At 68.6% G+C, this 17,321-nt stretch carries 19 protein-coding genes and 1 riboswitch; all 19 genes read right to left on the bottom strand.

Translation table 11 applies throughout. The annotated features are described in order from the left end of the window. Window positions 1–47 precede the first annotated feature (47 nt). The gene (gene bfr, locus AC1RTA_RS07115; protein WP_492784355.1) at window positions 48–527 is read right to left on the bottom strand and encodes a bacterioferritin; all 480 of its coding nucleotides are present in this window, start codon (window positions 525–527) and stop codon (window positions 48–50) included. Window positions 528–581: 54 nt separating this feature from the next. Next, on the bottom strand, window positions 582–1,097 hold the full coding sequence (locus AC1RTA_RS07110; RefSeq protein ID WP_492784354.1) for a CinA family protein: 516 nt from the start codon (window positions 1,095–1,097) through the stop codon (window positions 582–584). Continuing rightward, window positions 1,094–1,612 (bottom strand): phosphatidylglycerophosphatase A family protein, encoded by a 519-nt coding sequence (locus tag AC1RTA_RS07105; RefSeq protein WP_205229603.1) that lies wholly within the window; start codon window positions 1,610–1,612, stop codon window positions 1,094–1,096. Before AC1RTA_RS07105 ends, AC1RTA_RS07110 begins: the two co-directional genes overlap by 4 nt. After that, window positions 1,590–2,561, bottom strand: coding sequence for a thiamine-phosphate kinase (thiL, locus tag AC1RTA_RS07100; RefSeq protein ID WP_416243525.1), 972 nt, complete (start codon window positions 2,559–2,561; stop codon window positions 1,590–1,592). Before thiL ends, AC1RTA_RS07105 begins: the two co-directional genes overlap by 23 nt. 110 nt (window positions 2,562–2,671) lie before the next feature. Further along, entirely contained in the window at window positions 2,672–3,154 is a 483-nt protein-coding gene (gene nusB / locus AC1RTA_RS07095; protein ID WP_014235823.1) for a transcription antitermination factor NusB, read from the bottom strand. 60 nt (window positions 3,155–3,214) lie between these two features. Next, window positions 3,215–3,688 carry a 6,7-dimethyl-8-ribityllumazine synthase gene (gene ribH, locus AC1RTA_RS07090; protein WP_014235824.1) on the bottom strand — a complete coding sequence of 158 codons (474 nt, stop codon included), beginning with the start codon at window positions 3,686–3,688 and terminating at the stop codon, window positions 3,215–3,217. A 4-nt stretch (window positions 3,689–3,692) separates the two neighbouring features. Beyond that, the gene (gene ribBA, locus AC1RTA_RS07085) at window positions 3,693–4,814 is read right to left on the bottom strand and encodes a bifunctional 3,4-dihydroxy-2-butanone-4-phosphate synthase/GTP cyclohydrolase II (RefSeq protein ID WP_014235825.1); all 1,122 of its coding nucleotides are present in this window, start codon (window positions 4,812–4,814) and stop codon (window positions 3,693–3,695) included. 5 nt (window positions 4,815–4,819) lie between these two features. Beyond that, window positions 4,820–5,422 carry a riboflavin synthase gene (locus AC1RTA_RS07080; RefSeq protein WP_492784353.1) on the bottom strand — a complete coding sequence of 201 codons (603 nt, stop codon included), beginning with the start codon at window positions 5,420–5,422 and terminating at the stop codon, window positions 4,820–4,822. Window positions 5,423–5,538: 116 nt separating this feature from the next. Further along, on the bottom strand, window positions 5,539–6,162 hold the full coding sequence (gene ribA / locus AC1RTA_RS07075; RefSeq protein WP_014235827.1) for a GTP cyclohydrolase II: 624 nt from the start codon (window positions 6,160–6,162) through the stop codon (window positions 5,539–5,541). 150 nt (window positions 6,163–6,312) lie between these two features. Then, complete coding sequence (locus tag AC1RTA_RS07070; RefSeq protein WP_416243523.1) at window positions 6,313–8,097, bottom strand: protein-disulfide reductase DsbD; 1,785 nt, start codon at window positions 8,095–8,097, stop codon at window positions 6,313–6,315. 4 nt (window positions 8,098–8,101) lie between these two features. After that, window positions 8,102–8,443 (bottom strand): divalent-cation tolerance protein CutA, encoded by a 342-nt coding sequence (cutA, locus tag AC1RTA_RS07065; RefSeq protein WP_014235829.1) that lies wholly within the window; start codon window positions 8,441–8,443, stop codon window positions 8,102–8,104. 60 nt (window positions 8,444–8,503) lie between these two features. Continuing rightward, complete coding sequence (locus tag AC1RTA_RS07060) at window positions 8,504–9,304, bottom strand: ABC transporter permease (RefSeq protein WP_416243521.1); 801 nt, start codon at window positions 9,302–9,304, stop codon at window positions 8,504–8,506. A 90-nt stretch (window positions 9,305–9,394) separates the two neighbouring features. Further along, complete coding sequence (gene cbpB, locus AC1RTA_RS07055) at window positions 9,395–10,765, bottom strand: peptide-modifying radical SAM enzyme CbpB (RefSeq protein ID WP_492784352.1); 1,371 nt, start codon at window positions 10,763–10,765, stop codon at window positions 9,395–9,397. Continuing rightward, on the bottom strand, window positions 10,762–10,932 hold the full coding sequence (gene cbpA, locus AC1RTA_RS07050) for a modified peptide precursor CbpA (protein WP_492784351.1): 171 nt from the start codon (window positions 10,930–10,932) through the stop codon (window positions 10,762–10,764). Before cbpA ends, cbpB begins: the two co-directional genes overlap by 4 nt. Before the next feature lie 90 nt (window positions 10,933–11,022). Beyond that, a riboswitch (cobalamin riboswitch) is annotated at window positions 11,023–11,223 on the bottom strand. Between the two features lie 140 nt (window positions 11,224–11,363). Continuing rightward, window positions 11,364–14,021, bottom strand: a complete 2,658-nt coding sequence (locus AC1RTA_RS07045; RefSeq protein ID WP_492784350.1) for a chemotaxis protein CheW — start codon at window positions 14,019–14,021, stop codon at window positions 11,364–11,366. A gap of 227 nt (window positions 14,022–14,248) precedes the next feature. Further along, complete coding sequence (locus tag AC1RTA_RS07040) at window positions 14,249–15,157, bottom strand: ATP-binding cassette domain-containing protein (RefSeq protein WP_492784349.1); 909 nt, start codon at window positions 15,155–15,157, stop codon at window positions 14,249–14,251. Between the two features lie 114 nt (window positions 15,158–15,271). Continuing rightward, the gene (locus tag AC1RTA_RS07035; RefSeq protein WP_014235835.1) at window positions 15,272–15,910 is read right to left on the bottom strand and encodes an alpha/beta hydrolase; all 639 of its coding nucleotides are present in this window, start codon (window positions 15,908–15,910) and stop codon (window positions 15,272–15,274) included. A 2-nt stretch (window positions 15,911–15,912) separates the two neighbouring features. Next, window positions 15,913–16,221 (bottom strand): (2Fe-2S) ferredoxin domain-containing protein, encoded by a 309-nt coding sequence (locus tag AC1RTA_RS07030; RefSeq protein WP_014235836.1) that lies wholly within the window; start codon window positions 16,219–16,221, stop codon window positions 15,913–15,915. 35 nt (window positions 16,222–16,256) lie between these two features. After that, the coding region (locus AC1RTA_RS07025) for a VanZ family protein (protein ID WP_492784348.1) at window positions 16,257–17,321 on the bottom strand (1,065 nt) is incomplete at its 5' end.

Raw genomic sequence — 17,321 nt, 5'->3', positions numbered from 1 at the left:
AAAAGGCCGCCCCCAGGCGGCCTTTTGACTGGCGGGGCGGCAGCGGCTCAGGCGGCGTCGCCCATCTGGGACTGCAGGTAGTTTTCCAGGCCCACCAGTTCGATCAGCTTCAGCTGCTGTTCCAGCCAGTGGGTGTGGTCCTCTTCCGTGTCGTCCAGCATCTTCAGCAGCATGTCCCGGGTCAGGTAGTCCTTGTGGGCCTCGCAGCGGGCCATGGCGGCACGCAGTTCCTTGACCACGGAGATTTCCACGGCCAGGTCGCTCTTCAGCATCTCCGGCACGGTCTTGCCGATCTTCATGGACTTGGCCGGGGTCATGCCCGGAGTGCCTTCGAGGAACAGGATGCGCTTGATGAGCCAGTCGGCATGCTCGGTTTCGTCCTGCATCTCGTGCCAGATGCGCTCATTGAGCTTCTTCAGGCCCCAGTTCTCGTACATGCGGGCGTGGATGAAGTACTGGTCCCGGGCCATCAGTTCGCCGGCCAGGAGTTCGTTCAGCAGCTTGATGACTTCAGTGTTGCCTTTCATGGCGCGCTCCGCGGAAAAAGGGGGAATGGGCCGATGGTAATCCAGGCCCGGGGCTTAGGCCAGCACCGGCGCCTGCAGCCGCTGCCGCAGCACGTCCAGGGCATGGGCCACGGTCTGGGCCCGCACCGCCTCCCGGTCGCCGACGAAATGGCGGGTTTCCAGCGCCACCCAGCCCTCGGGGCCGGCCCAGGCGAAGCACACCGTGCCCACCGGCTTGGCCGGGGTGCCGCCGGTGGGACCGGCGATACCGCTGACCGCCAGCGCCCACTGGGCGCGGCTCCTGGCAATGGCACCCTGGACCATGGCGCCTGCCGTGGCTTCCGACACAGCCCCTTCGCTACGCAAGGTCTGGCGCGGCACACCGAGCATGTCCTGCTTGGCCTCGTTGCTGTAGGTGATGAAGCCCCGGTCGAACCAGTTGGAGCTGCCGGCGATGGCGGTGCAGCACTGGCCGATCCAGCCGCCGGTGCACGACTCGGCGGTGGCCAGGCGCTCGCCCCGCTGCAGCAGGGCTTCGCCGACGGCGGCGGCCAGGGCCTCCAGCTCGGCCTGGGCGGGCCCACCGCTCACAGCAGGCGCCCCAGGACGAAGTGCAACACGGCCAGGGAGAGGATGGTGTAGAGGCCGGCAAAGACGTCGTCCATCATGACGCCGAAGCCGTTCTTCACCTGCTCGTCGAAATAGTTGGCCGGATAGGGCTTGAAGATGTCGTAGATGCGGAACAGCAGGAAGGCCGCGGTCTGCCACAGGGCCGTCTGCCACCAGAACTGGCCCACCGGGCAGAAGAACAGCACCAGCCAGAAGGGCACGATCTCGTCCCATACGATGGAGCCGTGATCCACCACCCCCAGGTCCCGGCCGGTGCGGTGGCAGGCCAGCACGCCGCCGACGAAGCACACCAGGAGGAAGACGAGGAAGCCGATTTCGTCGAAATTGGGCCGGATCAGGGAATAGACGGCCCAGGAGAAAAGGGTGCCGGCGGTGCCCGGGGCGAAGCGGGAGAGGCCGCTGCCCAGACCGCAGGCGACGAAGTGGGCTGGATGGGAGAAGAGGAAGCGCAGGTCAGGTCGCACGGAAGTGGTCATATCCCTTGAATTGATCCATGAATTCGGGGGGCAACGGCGCCCCGTCGCCATCATACAGGCTCACCCCGGCACCTTCGGCCGCGTAGCCGATGCGCCACAGGGGCAGTTCCAGGTCGGCGGCCAGGGCCGCCAGGGCCATACGTTTTTCCGCCGGCGCGGTGAAGGCCAGTTCGTAGTCGTCGCCGCCAGCCAGCTGGCAGCGCTGGGCCAGCAGCGGGTCCACGCCCCTGGGCAGCAGGGGCAACTGGCCCACGTTGAGGCGCAGCTCCACCCCGGAGCGCTCGGCGATATGACCCACGTCAGCCAGCAGACCGTCGGAAATGTCGATGGCCGCCGTGGCCAGCTGCCGCTGCACCAGGGCCAGGCCCAGGGCAATGCGGGGCCGGGGCCGCTGCAAGGCGGTGAGGCAGCGCTGCACCAGGGCCTCGGGCAGTTCAATCTTGCCCTGCAGCTGGGCCAGGCCCAGGGCCGCCAGGCCGGGCTGGCCGGAGACCCACAGGTCATCGCCGGCCTTGGCGCCGTCCCGGCGCAGGGCCTGGCCCGGCGCCACTTCGCCCAGGGCGGTGACGCACAGGTTGAGCGGGCCCCGGGTGGTATCGCCGCCCACCACGTCCACCTGGCTGGCCCTGGCCAGGGTGAAGAAGCCCTTGGCGAAGGCGGCCAGCCAGGCCTCGTCGGCCTCGGGTAGGCTGCCGGCCAGCAGCACCCAGCGGGGCTTGGCGCCCATGGCGGCAAGGTCGGAAAGATTGACGGCCAGGGTCTTCCAGCCCAGGCCTTCGGGATCGGTGTCGGGCAGGAAGTGCACGCCGGCCACCAGCATGTCGGTGGTCACCGCCAGCTCCATGCCGGGGGAGGGCTGCAGCAGGGCGCAGTCGTCGCCGGGACCGAGCACGGCCCCCGGGGTCGGGCCGGCGAAGTGGCGGGCGATCAGTTCAAACTCGGAAGGCATGGGCGGCTTGGCTCGGGGGCGGACAGTCGGGGAAAAACGGAGGCAAGAGAAAGGGCACAGGGATCACAGAGAAGTCTCCGTGGCCGCTGTGCCCCGCCGGGAATGCCGGATCAGCCGCGCTGCTGCCTGCGCTTGGCTTCGACCTCGGCCGCCCGCAGCTTGCCGGCCAGCTTGTCGAGGACGCCGTTCACGTACTTGTGGCCGTCGGTGCCGCCGTAACCCTTGGCCAGCTCGATGCACTCGTTGATGATGACCTTGTAGGGCGTTTCCGGATGATGGGTCAGCTCCAGGGCGCCCAGCAGCAGGATGCAGGCCTCGATGGGGGACATCTCGTCGAAGCCCCGGTCGAGGAAGGGCGTCAGTTCGGCCACCAGGGCTTCCCGCTGGGCCAGGGCGCCGCGCACCAGGCCGACGAAGAATTCCCGGTCGGCCTTGTCGAAGCCGGAGACGTCGGCCATGTGGGCCTCGATCGCGGCCTCGTCCTGACCGCCGATGCGCCACTGGTACAGGCCCTGCAGGGCGAATTCCCGGGAACGGCGGCGGGGGGATTTGGCGGCGGCGGGCTTGCCGGCGGGTTTCTTGGCTTCGGTCATGGTGTTGCCTTCACTTCAGGTTGGCCGGGCGGCCCCGGTGGGGCGCTCCCGGCGGATAAATTACTTGCCGACTGCTTTGAGCAGATTGGCCATTTCCACGGCGGCCTGGGCGCAGTCGGCGCCCTTGACCTGCATGCGGACCAGGGCCTGATCGTCGTTTTCGGTGGTGAGGATGCCGTTGGCGATGGGCACCCCGGTCTTCAGCTGCACTTCCAGGACGCCGCGGCAGGAATCGTTGGAGACCACCTCGAAGTGGTAGGTCTCGCCGCGGATCACCGCCCCCAGGGCCACCAGGGCGTCGTACTTGCCGGTCTGGGCCATGGTCTGCAGCACCAGGGGAATCTCCAGGGCGCCGGGCACGGTGGCGATGGTGATGTCGCCGGCAGCCACGCCCAGGCGCTGCAGCTCGGCGGTGCAGGCGGAGAGCAGGCCTTCGCAGACGTCCAGGGTGAAGCGGGCCATGACGATGCCGACCTTGAGGCCGGCGCCGTTGAGGTTGATGTCGTGTTCGGGGATGTTGTCGTAGCGGGCCATGGTCTCAGGGCTTTTCAATGTCGGTGACGAAACCGGTGACTTCGAGGCCGAAGCCGGTCATGGAAGGCATGCGGCGCGGGCTGGAGAGCAGCTTCATCTTGCGCACGCCCAGCTGGCGCAGGATCTGGGCACCGATGCCGTAGATGCGCGGGTCCCACTTCTTCGGCGCCGGGGCGGCGGCCTTTTCCGGGCACAGGGCGGCGCGCAGGTCGCTGCCGCTCTGGGGCCGGTGCAGCAGCACGATGACGCCGCTGCCGTGCTTGGCCAGGGCCTGCTGGGCCTGGTCGATGGAGACGGTATGCACGCCGCCGGCAGGGTCGAGGAAGTCGAGCACGGAGACGGGCTCATGGACCCGCACCAGGGTTTCCTGATCGGCCTTGATCTCGCCCTTGACCAGGGCCAGGTGCACCTCGTCGGCCACCCGGTCGTGGAAGGCGTGCAGTTGGAACTCGCCGTGGGGGGTCTGCACGGTCTTGACGCGCAGGGGCTCCACCAGGGTTTCGTGTTCGCTGCGGTAGTGGATCAGGTCGGCGATGGTGCCGATCTTGAGGCCGTGCAGTTTGGCGAATTCGATCAGGTCCGGCAGGCGGGCCATGGTGCCGTCTTCCTTGAGGATCTCGCAGATGACGGAGGATGGCTCCAGGCCGGCCAGGGCACCCAGGTCGCAGCCGGCCTCGGTGTGGCCGGCGCGCACCAGCACGCCGCCGGGCTTGGCGGTGATGGGGAAGATGTGGCCGGGCTGGACGATGTCGTCGGGACCGGCGTTCTTGGCCACGGCGGCCTGCACGGTGCGGGCCCGGTCGTGGGCCGAAATGCCAGTGGTGACGCCTTCGGCGGCTTCGATGGAAACGGTGAAGGCGGTGCCGTAGGGGGTCTTGTTGTCCCGGGCCATCTGGGTCAGGCCCAGCTGGCGGGAGCGTTCCTCGGTGATGGTGAGGCAGACCAGGCCACGGCAGTGGGTGACCATGAAGTTGATGGCTTCGGGGGTGATGAAGTCGGAGGCGATGATGACGTCGCCTTCGTTTTCCCGGTCCTCCTCGTCCACCAGGATGACCATCTTGCCGGCACGGATGTCGGCGATGATGTCCTGGATCGGGGAGATGGCACTGGCAGTAGCGGCATTCATGGCGTTCAGGCTTCCGGATTGAGCATGCGCTCGACGTAGCGGGCGATGAGGTCCACCTCCAGGTTCACCTTGGCGCCCACGTGCAGGCGGTTCAGGGTGGTGACTTCCAGGGTGTGGGCGATGAGGTTGATGCTGAAGGTGCTGCCGCTGACCGTGTTGGTGGTGAGGCTGACGCCGTCCACGGTCATGGAACCCTTGCGCGCGATGTACTTGGCCAGTTCGGCCGGCGCCTCGATCTGCAGCAGGCGGTTGGCTTCCTTGCCTTCGCCGATGAGGTCGAAGCGGGTCACGGTGCCGACCCCGTCCACATGGCCGGAGACCAGGTGGCCGCCGAGGCGGTCCGCCAGGCAGAGGGCCTTCTCCAGGTTCACCGGGCCGGGCTCGGCCAGGCCCACGGTGCAGGAGAGGGTCTCGGGGGAAACGTCCACGCAGTAGTGGCTGGGGGTCTTTTCCACCACGGTGAGGCAGACGCCGTTGTGGGCGATGGAATCGCCCAGGGCCACGTCCGTCATGTCCAGGCTGCCGGGCTCCACGGTCAGCCGGAAGCCGGCCTCACGGGCGGTCAGATGGGTGATGCGACCGACGGCCGCGACGATACCGGAAAACATGGATTTATCTCGGAATTTTGGGGTTGGGGAAGGGGATTTTATCACGCCGCACCGGGGGGCTCCGGATGGGGACCGCCCCCGGGCAGAACGGCGGCCACGGCCGCCGGCAAGGGAACCTAGTCCTGTTCCAGCCAGGGCAGCAGGTGGCCCATGCGAGCCGCCTTGGTTTCCAGGTAGTCCTGGTTGCGCGGGCCGCGGCCGGCCACATGGGGCACCCGCTCGGTCACATTGACGCCCCGGGCGGTGAGGGCCGACACCTTGGCCGGATTGTTGGTCATCAGGCGCACCGCCGGCACCCCCAGGGTGTTGAGCATGGCGGCGGCGACGCCGTAGTCCCGGGCGTCGTCGGGCAGGCCCAGGGCCCGGTTGGCGTCCACCGTGTCCAGGCCCTGGTCCTGCAGGGCGTAGGCCCGCAGCTTGTCCAGCAGGCCGATGCCCCGGCCTTCCTGGCGCAGGTACAGCAGCACGCCCCGGCCCTCCTTGGCGATGGCCGCCAGGGCCGCCTCCAGTTGGGGACCGCAGTCGCAACGCAGGGAAAAGAGGCCGTCGCCGGTGAGGCATTCGGAATGGAGGCGGGTCAGGGCCGGCACGCCGTCGCCCACCTGGCCCAGGGTCAGGGCCAGATGCTCCTTGCCGGAAGCGGTTTCCTGGAAGCCGTGCAGGCGGAAGACGGCCCAGGGCGTGGGCAGTTCGCAGCTGGCCACCAGGGCCACGGCCGGCAGGGAAGGGGTGGAAGTCATGTTGTTATAAGTTGAATTTTATTGAGCTGTTCTCTGGGCAGGCCCACCGCGGCGGCAGGCAACTCCCCATGGGGTCATGCCATATTAGGCCAGACGAGGCCGGGCCAAAAGCGAAAAATATCGGGCGAAAAGATCAACCCGGTTCACCAATCAGGCGCCCGGGGCCACCCGCTGCAGGACCTGGAGGAACGGGGTGGCCTCCTGGAAACCCACCACCCGCAGGCCGGCGATTTCCTGGCCGGCGGCGTCGAAGAAGATGATGCCGGGCGGGCCGAACAGCTTGAAGCGCTGCAGCAGGGCCTTGTCGTCCTCGCTGTTGGCGGTGACGTCGGCCTGCAGCAGGGTGAAGCCGGCCAGCTTGGCCCGGACCTTGGGGTCGGCGAAGGTGAAGCGCTCCATTTCCTTGCAGGAGACGCACCAGTCCGCATAGAAATCCAGCATCACCGGCTTGCCCGCCGCCTTGACCCGGGCTTCCAGGTCGGCCACGGATTTTACCCGGACGAAGGGCAGGGCGGGAGCCTCGGCCCCGCCGCCCGCCGCCGCATTGGCCGCCACCACGCCCTTGAGGGGCTGCAGGGGGTCCCGGGAGCCGGCCGCCAGGCCCACCACCAGGGCGGCGCCGGCCAGCAGCATGACGATGCCGATGCCCTTCCAGAAGCGCTGCCAGCCCTTGGCCGTGGCCGGCAGGGGGTCCAGGGCGTGCATGAAGACGGCCGGCACGATCAGCAGCAGGGCCCAGCCGGCCATCACCAGGGCCGCCGGCAGCACCGGCGACACCAGCCACAGGGCAGTGCCGAGGAGGATGACGCCGAAGGCCTTCTTCACCGCTTCCATCCAGGGTCCGGACCGGGGCAGCAGGGTGGTGGCGGAGAGGCCCACCAGCAGCAGGGGCACGCCCATGCCCAGGGCCATGGCGAAAAGGGCGGCGCCGCCCAGCACCGCATCGCCGCTCTGGCCGATGTAAAGCAGGGCCCCGGCCAGGGGGGCGGCGACGCAGGGGCCGACGATCACCGCCGACAGGGCCCCCATGGCGAACACCGCCGCCAGGTGGCCGCCGTGCAGGTGGCTGGCCTCTTCCGACAGCTTGCTCTGCAGGAAGCTGGGCAGCTGCAGCTCGTAGAAGCCGAACATGGAGAAGGACAGCACCACGAAGACGGCGGCGAAGGCGCCCAGCACCCAGGGATTCTGCAGGGCGGCGGAGAGCAGGGTGCCGGTGAGGCCGGCGGCCACCCCCAGGGCGGCGTAGGTCACCGCCATGCCCAGCACGTAGGCCAGGGAGAGAAGGAAGCTCTTGCTGCGGGAAACGTGGTGCCCCTGGCCAACGATGATGCCGGAGAGGATGGGGATCATGGGGAAGACGCAGGGCGTCAGGGCCAGCAGCAGGCCGAAGCCGAAGAAGGTGGAGACGGCCAGCCAGAAGCCGGCGTTCTGCAGCAGGCCGGCGATATGGCCGCTCTCGTCGCCGGCGGCGTCGGGCACCGCGGCCGGGGCGCTGCCCGGGGCCGGCAGGGTGACGCTGAGCTTTTGTTCCTGGGGCGGGTAGCAGACCCCGGCATCGGCGCAGCCCTGGGCCGTCACCTTGAGGGTGATGGGGCCGGACTGGTTGGCGCTCAGCGGCAGGCGGATGGCCACGCTCTTGTAATAGACCTCCACGTCGCCGAAGTTGTCATCGTGCTTCTGCTTGCCGGCGGGGAACACGGGGGTGCCCAGGGTGGCGCCCTCGGCGGCGAACCTGAACTTGTCCCGGTACAGGTAATAGCCCTTGGCGATGCTGTAGCGCACCTCCACGGTCTTGTCGTCCAGGGCCCGGGCTTCGGGCTTGAAGGCCACCAGGGGATCGAGGAATTCCTGGGCGGCCACGGGCAGGGCCAGGCCCAGCAGGATCAGGCACGGCAGCAGCCGGCGCCACAACGGGGAAATCAGGGAAGCAATCACGGCGTCACTCGGGGCGGGTCTCGGTCACGACCCAGTTGAGGTAATCGGGCAGCCCTTCGGCCACGGGCCAGGCAACGATCTCCGGCACATCGTAGGGATGCAGTTCCAGCAGGCGGGCCCGCAGTTCGGGGAAGCGGTCGGCGGCGGTCTTCAGCTGCAGGGGCGTCTCGGTGGCCATCTCCACCTTGCCCTGCCAGCGGTAGATGGAGGCGCAGGGCGCCAGCACGTTGGCGCAGGCCGCCAGACGGGCATCCACCAGGGCGGCGGCGAGGCGGGCGGCGGTTTCGCCGTCCGGGCAATTGGTCTGCACCAGCAGTACCGGGTTGGCTTTTTTAGAGGTGGTCATGGGGCCATCTTAGCCGAGAGCGGCGTTTCGCGTTTTGATCTGCCTGCGCCTGCCGCCATCTCAGCGCAGTAGGCGGCGCCGGGTCAGCACCAGGGCGACGAGGAAGGCGACGGCGGTGATGGCCAGCAGCACCGCCACGTGCAGCAGGGCATTGGCCGGCACCTGGCCCTGCAGCAGGGGCCGCACCAGTTGCACGGCATGGGTCAGGGGCAGTGCCTCGGTCAGCCCCTGGACCAGGACCGGCAGCTGTTCCCGGGGGAAGAAGACGCCGGAAAGCAGCATGGTAGGGGTGATGAAGAGGGTGAAGTAGTACATGAAGAAATCGTAGGAGGGCGCCAGGGCATTGACGATCAGGCCCAGGGCGGCAAAGGCCAGGCCGGTGAGCAGGATCACCGGCAGCACTCCCAGGGCCAGGGGCGAATGGGAGAGGCCGAGGACGAAGATCACCGTGAGGATGGCGCAGCCGGAAAGGAGGCTCTTGGTGGCGGCCCAGATCAGCTCGCCCAGCATCACGTCCTCCAGCTCCAGGGGGGCGTTGAGCATGGCCTCCCAGGTCTTCTGCACGTGCATGCGGGAGAAGGCCGAATAAAGGGCTTCGAAGGTAGCGGCGTTCATGGTGCTGGCGCACACCGTGCCGGCGGCCAGGAAGGCCACGTAGGAGGTGCCTGCCACCTCCGGCAACATGCTGCCCAGGCCGTAGCCCAGGCCCAGCATGTAGATCAGGGGGTCGGCCAGGTTGCCCAGGATGGAAGGCAGGGCCAGCTTGCGCCAGACCAGGAAATTGCGTTGCCACACGGGGAACCAGCGGGCGGAAAGGCGGGGCGGCGCGTAGAGGGAAGCGGAGGAAGTGGCGGCATTCATGGCGCCATTATCCGGCCTTGGCGCCCGGAAGGTAAGCACCCCGGTCGGGGCGGGGCCGCCGACCGGGGGCAAACGGGCCTCGAACGGGCCTCAGCAGGCGCTGAAAACCGTCTCCGTGCCTTGGTCCCAGCCATCCCAGAGAAAGTCGTCGGACTTGCCATCGGCAATCAGGCGCAGGGCGTAGCGCACCTGTTCCTCGTAGAACTGGCAGAAGGCACCAGTCTTCTCCATGCCGCCGTTCATCTCGTTGGCCTCCGCCGGGCAGGGACTGCCGCAGAAGTGGCGGATGGGGCAGGAGGCGCAGGGCTCGAACTTGTCCACGTCCCGCCCGGTGACTTCCTTGAAGGCTGGCGATTCCAGGGCGGCGGCAACGCCGTCGGTGAACAGGTTGCCGCCCTCGAAGGCCGGCAGGCCGATGAACTCGCTGCAGGGAAAGAGGCCGCCGTCTGCCGCCAGGGCGAAGAAGGCCCGGCCGCCGCCGCAGGGGGAGATGTCGCACATCAGGCGCCGCGCCGTGGGAGCCAGGATGGCCAGCAGGATGTTGGCGAAGTTGGCCACCACCAGCTTGCGCCCGGTCTCCCGGTACAGCTCGTGGGTCCGCTCCAGGGCGGCGATGAAGGCCCGGGCGAAATCCCCGTCCGCCGGCTTGACCCCCCGGGCGCCGGAAAGGGTGCAGCGCACCGCGTTGAGCATGCAAGTGGGCACCTGGTGGCGGTGGAACAGCTCCACCATGTCGGTGAGGTGGGCCAGGTTCTCCGTGGTGCAGGTGGTGATGACGCTCCAGGAGCCGTAACCCTGGAGCCGCTCCATGGCCCGCAGCACGTGCTGGTGCACCCCCTGGCCGGCCCAGGTGTGGCGGGTGGCGTTGGTGATGGGGGCGGTGGGACCGTCCAGGGAAAGGCCGATGCTGACGTTGCGCTGCATGAGGAAGTCGGCGGCGGCATCGGTGAGCAGGGTGCCGTTGGTCTGCACACCGAAGGCGAAATCGTCCTGGAACAGGTCGATGGCGGCAAACAGGGCCTCCCGGTTCATCAGGGGTTCGGCGCCGTGGAAGATGAGGCGGGGCTTGCGCGCCCCCTCGCCGCCGTCCATCACCGTGGCGAAGTATTCCTTCAGCCGCTGCAGGGCCCCCAGCAGCCGTTCCGCCGGCATATCGCTGCCGTGGCGGCGCAGGGTGTCGGGGATGTAGCAGTAGGTGCAGTCCAGGTTGCAGCGTTCCGTCGGGTTCACATAGACGCCGGAGGGCTTCAGCTCGAAGCGGAGGGCGTGGATTTCCTGGGCGAACTTCGCCGCCTGGGCCTGGAAGCGCTCGGCCAGCTCGCTGCCGCACAATTCCGCCTCCACCCGGTCCTTGTCCACCAGGGACCAGAAGGCGGTCTCCGGGTGCAGCAGGGCCACGTAGCGCTCATGGCCGATGTCGTAGGGCTGCAGCCGGGGCAGATGGGGAGCCGGACCGTTCACTTGGCCGCCTTCCGGTCCATCAGGACGTAGTGGGAGAGGCCGATGCCGTCCGGGTTGCAGGACTTGCGGCTGGCGATGACCGGGGCCGGGGCGGCGGACTGGGTGGGCTGGACAGCGGCCTGCTGGGCAGTGGTGGCTTGGCTGGTAACTTGAGTGGTGGCTTTCATGGGGTCCTCCCGCGAAGGTATGAAAAAAAAAAAGCAAAAGGGCTCCGGCGGCCTGTCTCGAAAGAAACATGCCGCCGGAGCCCTTTGCCTGGAACTCCACGACTTCCGCCCGTCTTCTGGCTTACGGATCGACCGGTCCTGCTACTGGGTTCCCCCTTCCCGCCGCATTTTCTGCGGCAGTGGGTGGCGTGGAAAAACTGCACCACGCCGTGGAACGACCGTCCCCGATTACAGCGGCGGGCCCGCCACGGAGTTGCACCGTGTTCCGAAAGCGGAAGCCGAATGGGGGCGGATTCTGGCCGCCGGCCCGGGGAGGGTCAAGGCCGACGGCAGCTGGATTTGATCCAGGTAAAGCGCCTCTGTCCGGGGTCGGATTTTTGCCCGGCAGCCCTGCGCTTGCCTCCTTTCCCTGCCCCCTTGCCCTGCCCCCTTCAGCGCCCGCCTCCGGGCCCGCCGATGGCCCGCAGGGGCGCCGCCGGGCGCGGTGCCTCGCCGCCCGCGGCGGACTCCGGCTTTCTCTGGGCAGCGCCGCAGATGCGCTCCGGGTCCAGCACCTGGAGGATTTTTTCCCTGTCCGGCTGGCGCGGCTTGATGATGGCCTGCACGTAGCCGGCGTCCTGGCGGATCATCTCCGGGATCGGCTCCAGGCGCTCGGCGTCGAATTCGGGCACGGCATAGAGATCGTCCACCAGCAGCCCCATGAGGCCGTCCCGCACCCGCACCACGACGATCTGGCTGTGGTTGTCCACCTCCTTGGCCGGGTAGTTGAGGAGGAAGCGCATGTCCACCACCGGCACCAGGGTGCCGCTGTCGCCGCCACCGCTCTGGAAGCTGATGACGCCGCAAAGATAGCGGCGGGAGCCGCTCATGGGGGAAAGCCGGGCCGGGTCCACCGCCTCCAGCACTTCGGCCGCCGGCAGGCCGTACACCTTGTCGCCGACGATGAAGGTGGCCAGCTCCACGCTCTGCCCGCCCCGGGCGTGCAGGTCGCCGTAGCTGCCTTCCAGCACCGCCGGGCGCCGCTCCCGGGGGGCCGCGGCAGCACTGCCGTCGCCCACGGGAACGAACACCAGGGCCACCACGTCGTTGCTGTAGTCGCCGCTGTTCTTGAATTCCCGATAGCCGAAGGAGGCGGTGCTGCCGACGATCCAGGTGCGCCCGGCCAGCTGCACCACCCGGGAGCGGCCCTCGCCGTTGGCGGCGGCGAAGAGGCTCTTGTCCACCTCCAGCAGGCTTTCCGCCGGGAAGCGTTCGTCGGAGGAGGCGATGATGCGGCCGCTGCGCTCGGCGAAGACGGCGAAGGCCCCGGCCTGGGGCGGCAGGGAATCGGCCAGCATGGCGGCGAACTGGGGCGCTGCGTCGAAGACGATGCCGATGCCGCCCACCACCTTGGCCGGATCGTCGGGATGACGGATGGCGGCGTTGTAGACGTAGGTGGGGCGGCCGCCGTAGAGCCAGCTCTTCTCGAAGGGGGAGACGCAGTAGTGCTGGGTGCTGGGCAGGTAGAAGACGGACTGGACCCAGCCCGCATCCACCTTCTTGCCCACCAGGTTGAGGCTGTCGCCGTGCAGGTTGGAAGCGGCGACGATGGTGCCGGAAAGGTCGTACACGAAAAGCCGGGAATAGACGGTGTACAGGCTGTTGATGTATTCCAGAATGCCGGCCATGGCCTGGGCCTCCGCCTCGCCGGGACGGCCGGCGGCCATGCTGCGGCGCAGGGCCGAGGTGAGGGCCCACCAGCGGCAGTCGTTGGCCCGCTCGTAGAGGTTGCGGTCCATGATGTCGATCATCAGGCGGGAGATGAACTGCACGTCCTGCAGGCTGGAGGAGATGGCGGTCTGGTAGAGGTCGGCGATGGAGCGGGCGAAGAGGTCGCTGGTGCGGTCGCCGGTCTCGGAAATCTGCTGCAGCACGGATTTGAGCTTGAGCAGGTCGCCCCGCTTGTCGGCAGCCATGATCTGGCCGTTCCACACCACCCGGCGCAGGGAGAGGTTGATGCCCTCGGCGCCCCGGGCGATATCGGCCAGGGCCGGGCAGAAGGTGTCGGCGTGGGCCAGCACGCCCTCCAGCACCTCCGCCGGCAGGCTCTCGGCGGCCTGGCCCAGGCCGGCGCGGAAGGCGGAGCTGACCGGCACCATGACATGGCCCACCCAGCCGGGCCCGACGTAGCCCTGGTAGCCCCGGGTGGGGCAGGTCCTGGCCAGGTACTCGCGGCCGCCCCAATCGACGATGCGGTAATCCGCATCCCGCACCTGCTCCAGGCGGCGGCCCAGGGGCACGTGGTCGGCATCGCTGGAGGCGATCACCGTGCCCTGGGCGTCCAGCAGCAGCATCACCGAACGGTCCTCCCGGCGACGCAGGTTGCGGAAGATGCTCTCCGTCTCGTCGGCAAAGCGGAAGCACAGGCACAGCACCCCCAGGGGCTCGCCGCTGTCGCCGTCGTCGATGCGCTGGGAGTAGATGAGGGCCCGCTCCAGACCGGGGCGCAGGTCGCTGGCGCGGAAGGTCTCCACATAGCCGTCGGTGTGCAGGGTCTGCTGCAGCAGGGGGTCCTGGGAGAAGAGCACGGAGCTGGCGCCGTCCAGGTGGGCGATGACCCGGCCGTTGAGGTCCAGCACCAGGATTTCGTCGTACACCGTGTATTTGTCCCGGTACTCCTGCAGGCGGCGCAGGATGCGGGCCTTCTCCCCTTCCAGGGTCTCCTGGTCCGGCGCCTCCTTGCGCTGGCGGATGAAGTCGCGGATGTCCTCGTCCGTGGCCAGGAAACCCACGTCGGCAGTGCGCTCGTAGAGGTTGCGGATCAGGATGTCCACCGCCACCTGGGCCTTGGAGCCGATCTCCAGCACCACCTTGCGGATGTTCTCCTGCACCAGGTTCTCGATCAGCTGCCGCTCCAGGCGGCCGAAGCCCTCCCGGGTGGCGCCCATGGTCGGCAGGATGGTCTTGGCCTCGGCCGGGCAGTTCATCTTGGCCGTGGCCTCGATCATGCCCCAGGTGAAATTGAGGTTCTCCAGCTGCTTTTCGCACTGGGCGACGCTGCGCATGAAGGGGATGAAGGCCTCCACCAGGCCCTGGTTGTCGTCGTGCATGGCACTCCTCCTAGGATGGCGCCGGCGGTGGGCGTGAGGGCCCCTGCCAGTCGGAATACGGGAGGTCGTGCGGTGGTGGTCGGGCCTTATGGGGAACGACAGGCAGCGGGCTGGCCCTGGGCCGCTGCCGGCGCCCGGGTCGATGCCCGGGTCATGGGTGGGGAGATTGTAGCGTGAAGCCCGGCTTTGCATAGCCCCCGGGAATTCCCGGGGGCCGGAGGCAGCCCTCAGTCCCGCAGTTCGCGGCCGGTGAGCTTGATGAACACGTCTTCCAGATTGGCCGCCCGGTGCACGTAGTGCAGGCCCGGGGCGGCGGTCAGGGCCTCCAGCAGGGATGCCGGCTCGCGGCAGTAGAAGAAGGCCGTCTCGCCGGAGATTTCGCAGCGATCCGCCAGATGGCCGTGGCCTTCGGCCCAGGCCGGGGCGTTTTCGCCGTAGACCTCCACCACCTGGGGCTCGATGTGGCTGGCGATCAGCTCCCGGGGGCTGCCCTGGGTGATCAGGCGGCCGTGGTCGAGCACCGCCAGCTGGTGGCAGAGGCGCTCCGCCTCGTCCATGAAGTGGGTGGTGAGGATAAGGGTCTTGCCCCGGGCGGTGAGGGCCTTGAGGCGCTCCCAGATGAGGTGCCGGGCCTGGGGATCGAGGCCGGTGGTGGGCTCGTCGAGGAAGACGATGTCCGGGTCGTTGACCAACGCCCGGGCCAGGGTCAGGCGCCGCTTCATGCCGCCGGAGAGGCTTTTCAGGGGTGACTTTTCCTTGCCGCCGAGGCCGGCGAATTCCAGCAGCTCGGGAATGCGGGCCAGCACCGCGGCGTCGCTGAGGCCGAAGTAGCGGCCGTACACCAGCAGGTTCTCGGCCACCGTGAAATCCGGGTCCAGGTTGTCGAACTGGGGCACCACGCCGGTCCGCAGACGGGCTTCCCTGGCCGCCTGCGGCACGGGCAGGCCGTTCAGCCGCACCGCGCCGGACTCCGGGGCCGTGAGGCCGAGGCAGCAGCGCAGGGTGGTGGTCTTGCCGGCGCCGTTGGGCCCGAGCAGGCCGAAGCAGGTGCCCGGCTCGACGGCAAAGGAGACGCCGTCCACGGCGGTGAAATCGCCGTAGCGCTTGACCAGGGATTCGACGATCAGAGGTTGCACAGGAGCCCTATCCATTTCTGTTTGAGCCCTGCCCGGGAAGGCAGGAGGGATGCCGTTCTCCGGCCAGGCAAGGCGGAGATGCCCGTCCTTGCTGGCTGCCACGGCATCGGTTGGTCAGTGTTTCCAGGCGCGGGTGATGATGTCTTTCAAGACGTGCAGGCGGCGGTGGAAGAAATGGTCCGCCCCCGCCACCACCACCACCGGCAGGTCCATGGGCTCGGCCCAGGCCAGCACGTTTTCCAAAGGCACCGTTTCGTCCTTGGAGCCGTGGATGACGATGGTGTCCGGCGCCACGGCGCTGGTGTTGTACTGGCGCGCGCCTTCGACGTGGCCGGAGGCGGTACCCACCAGCACCAGGCGCTGGGCCGGGTGGCCGGCTTCGGCGAGGCGGGCGGCCACCTTGGCCTGGACGTAGGCACCGAAGGAGAAGCCGGCCAGCACCACGGGCAGGTGGCCGAAGCGCTCCTTCGCATAGTCCAGCACCGCCAGCATGTCATCGCTCTCGCCCTGGCCCTCGTCATGGCTGCCTTCGCTCTGGCCGACACCGCGGAAGTTGGGGCGCAGGGCGGCATAGCCCAGCTGCACCAGGGTGCGGGCCAGGGTCTGGGCCACCTTGTTGGTGTTGGCGCCGCCGAAGAGGGGATGGGGATGGCCGATGAGGGCGATGCCCTTGGGGGCGCCCGGATTCTCCAGGATCACCTCGATCTTGCCGGCAGGACCGTCCAGGAGCAGCAGTTCGGGTTCGACGCGCATGGTCAGATCTTCAGGCGCTCGACGATGCGGCCGTGGAGCAGGTGTTCCTCCACGATCTCGTCGATGTCGGACCTGTCGAGGAAGGTGTACCAGGTCTCTTCCGGGTAGATCACCATCACCGGGCCGTTGTCGCAGCGGCCCAGGCAGCCGGCCTTGTTGATGCGCACCTGGCCGGGACCGTTGCGCTTGGCAGCGGCCACCTTGTCCTTGGCGTAGGCCATCAGCTCGCTGGCCCCCAGGGCGTTGCAGCAGGTTTCGCCGTCGGGGCGCTGGTTGCAGCAGATGAAGGCGTGGTGTTGGTAGTAGCTCATGGGGCAGTCCGGTAGGGAAAAACGTCGGGATCGGATTATAGCCGCCGCCCCAGCAGCATCAGGTAGGGCAGGGCGACGAAGGGCCACAGGGCGGCCGTCAGACGGGTAAGACCGTTGAAATTGAAAAAGTGCCCCTGGCGCCAGGCGGCCAGGGCGGCGGCGGAATAGGGATTCTCCGGCGCCAGGTTCACCAGCACCGTGGCCGCCATCAGGGCCAGGCCGGCGAGGACGATGCGCCAGTTGGGCGGCAGCCAGGCCAGCACCGCCAGCACGATGCCGCCCCACAGCAGGCCCAGGCGCGCCCCCTCGCTCCACCAGATGAAGGCGTCGCCGGGACTGACCAGCACCGCCAGAGCCAGGGACTTCACCCCCAGGGCCGCCAGGATCAGCAGGGGCGGGCCGACCCAGGCCGGCCAGCGGGGCGCCAGCAGGGTGCGGGCGAAGAGGCCCAGGGCCACAACCGAGGCGCCGACGATGAGGGCCTCCACCAGCTGGAACACGGGCGGATCGAAAGGCACGGCCAGGGGCAGGCCCAGCAGGCTGCGCAGGTCGCCGCTGCCGAAGAGCAGGGTTTCCGGCGACAGCTGGGTCACCAGCCACAGGCCCAGCAGCACCGCCCCCAGTTCGGCATGGGGCAGATCCGCCACCAGGCGGCCGTGCCAGTGGGTCAGGCGCAGGAACAGGTGCTCGCCGTGGAAGAAGGCGACCAGGGCGCCGAGCAGGGCCCCCAGGGCATTGCAGGCCAGGTCCAGGTTGGAGGGCACCCGGCTGGGCAGCCAGGTCTGCACCGACTCCAGGCCGAAGGAAAGGCCGCTGCCCAGCAGCACCGCCAGCAGGCTGGGCAGCAGGCGCGGCAGGACCGGCATGGGCAGGGCCAGGGCCAGGAGGAAGCCGAGGGGCAGGTACACCCCCACGTTCACCACCAGGTCGAAGGCCGTCCAGTAGCGGGGCCAGCCGGCCTCGAGGAAGGCGAAGGGGGACAGGCCCAGGTCGCGCCAGCCGGCGAAGGGGTGCAGGCTGGCGTAGATCACCAGCAGGACGTAGGCCAGGGCCAGGTAGCGGGCGAGGACGGTACCGGGGCGGGAGAACATGGCGGGGGA

This window comes from Azospira sp. MPR-E4, assembly GCF_058809645.1.
Note: the sequence above shows the minus strand (reverse complement) of the source record. Positions and strands in the feature narration are given on the sequence as shown.

Excerpts from the sequence above, each read along its gene's own strand:
- bfr (WP_492784355.1), bottom strand. The coding sequence starts at position 527 with ATGAAAGGCAACACTGAAGTCATCAAGCTGCTGAACGAACTCCTGGCC.
- AC1RTA_RS07030 (WP_014235836.1), bottom strand. The coding sequence starts at position 16,221 with ATGAGCTACTACCAACACCACGCCTTCATCTGCTGCAACCAGCGCCCC.
- AC1RTA_RS07060 (WP_416243521.1), bottom strand. The coding sequence starts at position 9,304 with ATGAATGCCGCCACTTCCTCCGCTTCCCTCTACGCGCCGCCCCGCCTT.
- AC1RTA_RS07045 (WP_492784350.1), bottom strand. The coding sequence starts at position 14,021 with ATGCACGACGACAACCAGGGCCTGGTGGAGGCCTTCATCCCCTTCATG.
- nusB (WP_014235823.1), bottom strand. The coding sequence starts at position 3,154 with ATGACCGAAGCCAAGAAACCCGCCGGCAAGCCCGCCGCCGCCAAATCC.
- cutA (WP_014235829.1), bottom strand. The coding sequence starts at position 8,443 with ATGACCACCTCTAAAAAAGCCAACCCGGTACTGCTGGTGCAGACCAAT.
- ribBA (WP_014235825.1), bottom strand. The coding sequence starts at position 4,814 with ATGAATGCCGCTACTGCCAGTGCCATCTCCCCGATCCAGGACATCATC.
- thiL (WP_416243525.1), bottom strand. The coding sequence starts at position 2,561 with ATGCCTTCCGAGTTTGAACTGATCGCCCGCCACTTCGCCGGCCCGACC.
- AC1RTA_RS07105 (WP_205229603.1), bottom strand. The coding sequence starts at position 1,612 with ATGACCACTTCCGTGCGACCTGACCTGCGCTTCCTCTTCTCCCATCCA.
- ribH (WP_014235824.1), bottom strand. The coding sequence starts at position 3,688 with ATGGCCCGCTACGACAACATCCCCGAACACGACATCAACCTCAACGGC.
- AC1RTA_RS07035 (WP_014235835.1), bottom strand. The coding sequence starts at position 15,910 with ATGCGCGTCGAACCCGAACTGCTGCTCCTGGACGGTCCTGCCGGCAAG.
- ribA (WP_014235827.1), bottom strand. The coding sequence starts at position 6,162 with ATGACTTCCACCCCTTCCCTGCCGGCCGTGGCCCTGGTGGCCAGCTGC.
- AC1RTA_RS07080 (WP_492784353.1), bottom strand. The coding sequence starts at position 5,422 with ATGTTTTCCGGTATCGTCGCGGCCGTCGGTCGCATCACCCATCTGACC.
- cbpA (WP_492784351.1), bottom strand. The coding sequence starts at position 10,932 with ATGAAAGCCACCACTCAAGTTACCAGCCAAGCCACCACTGCCCAGCAG.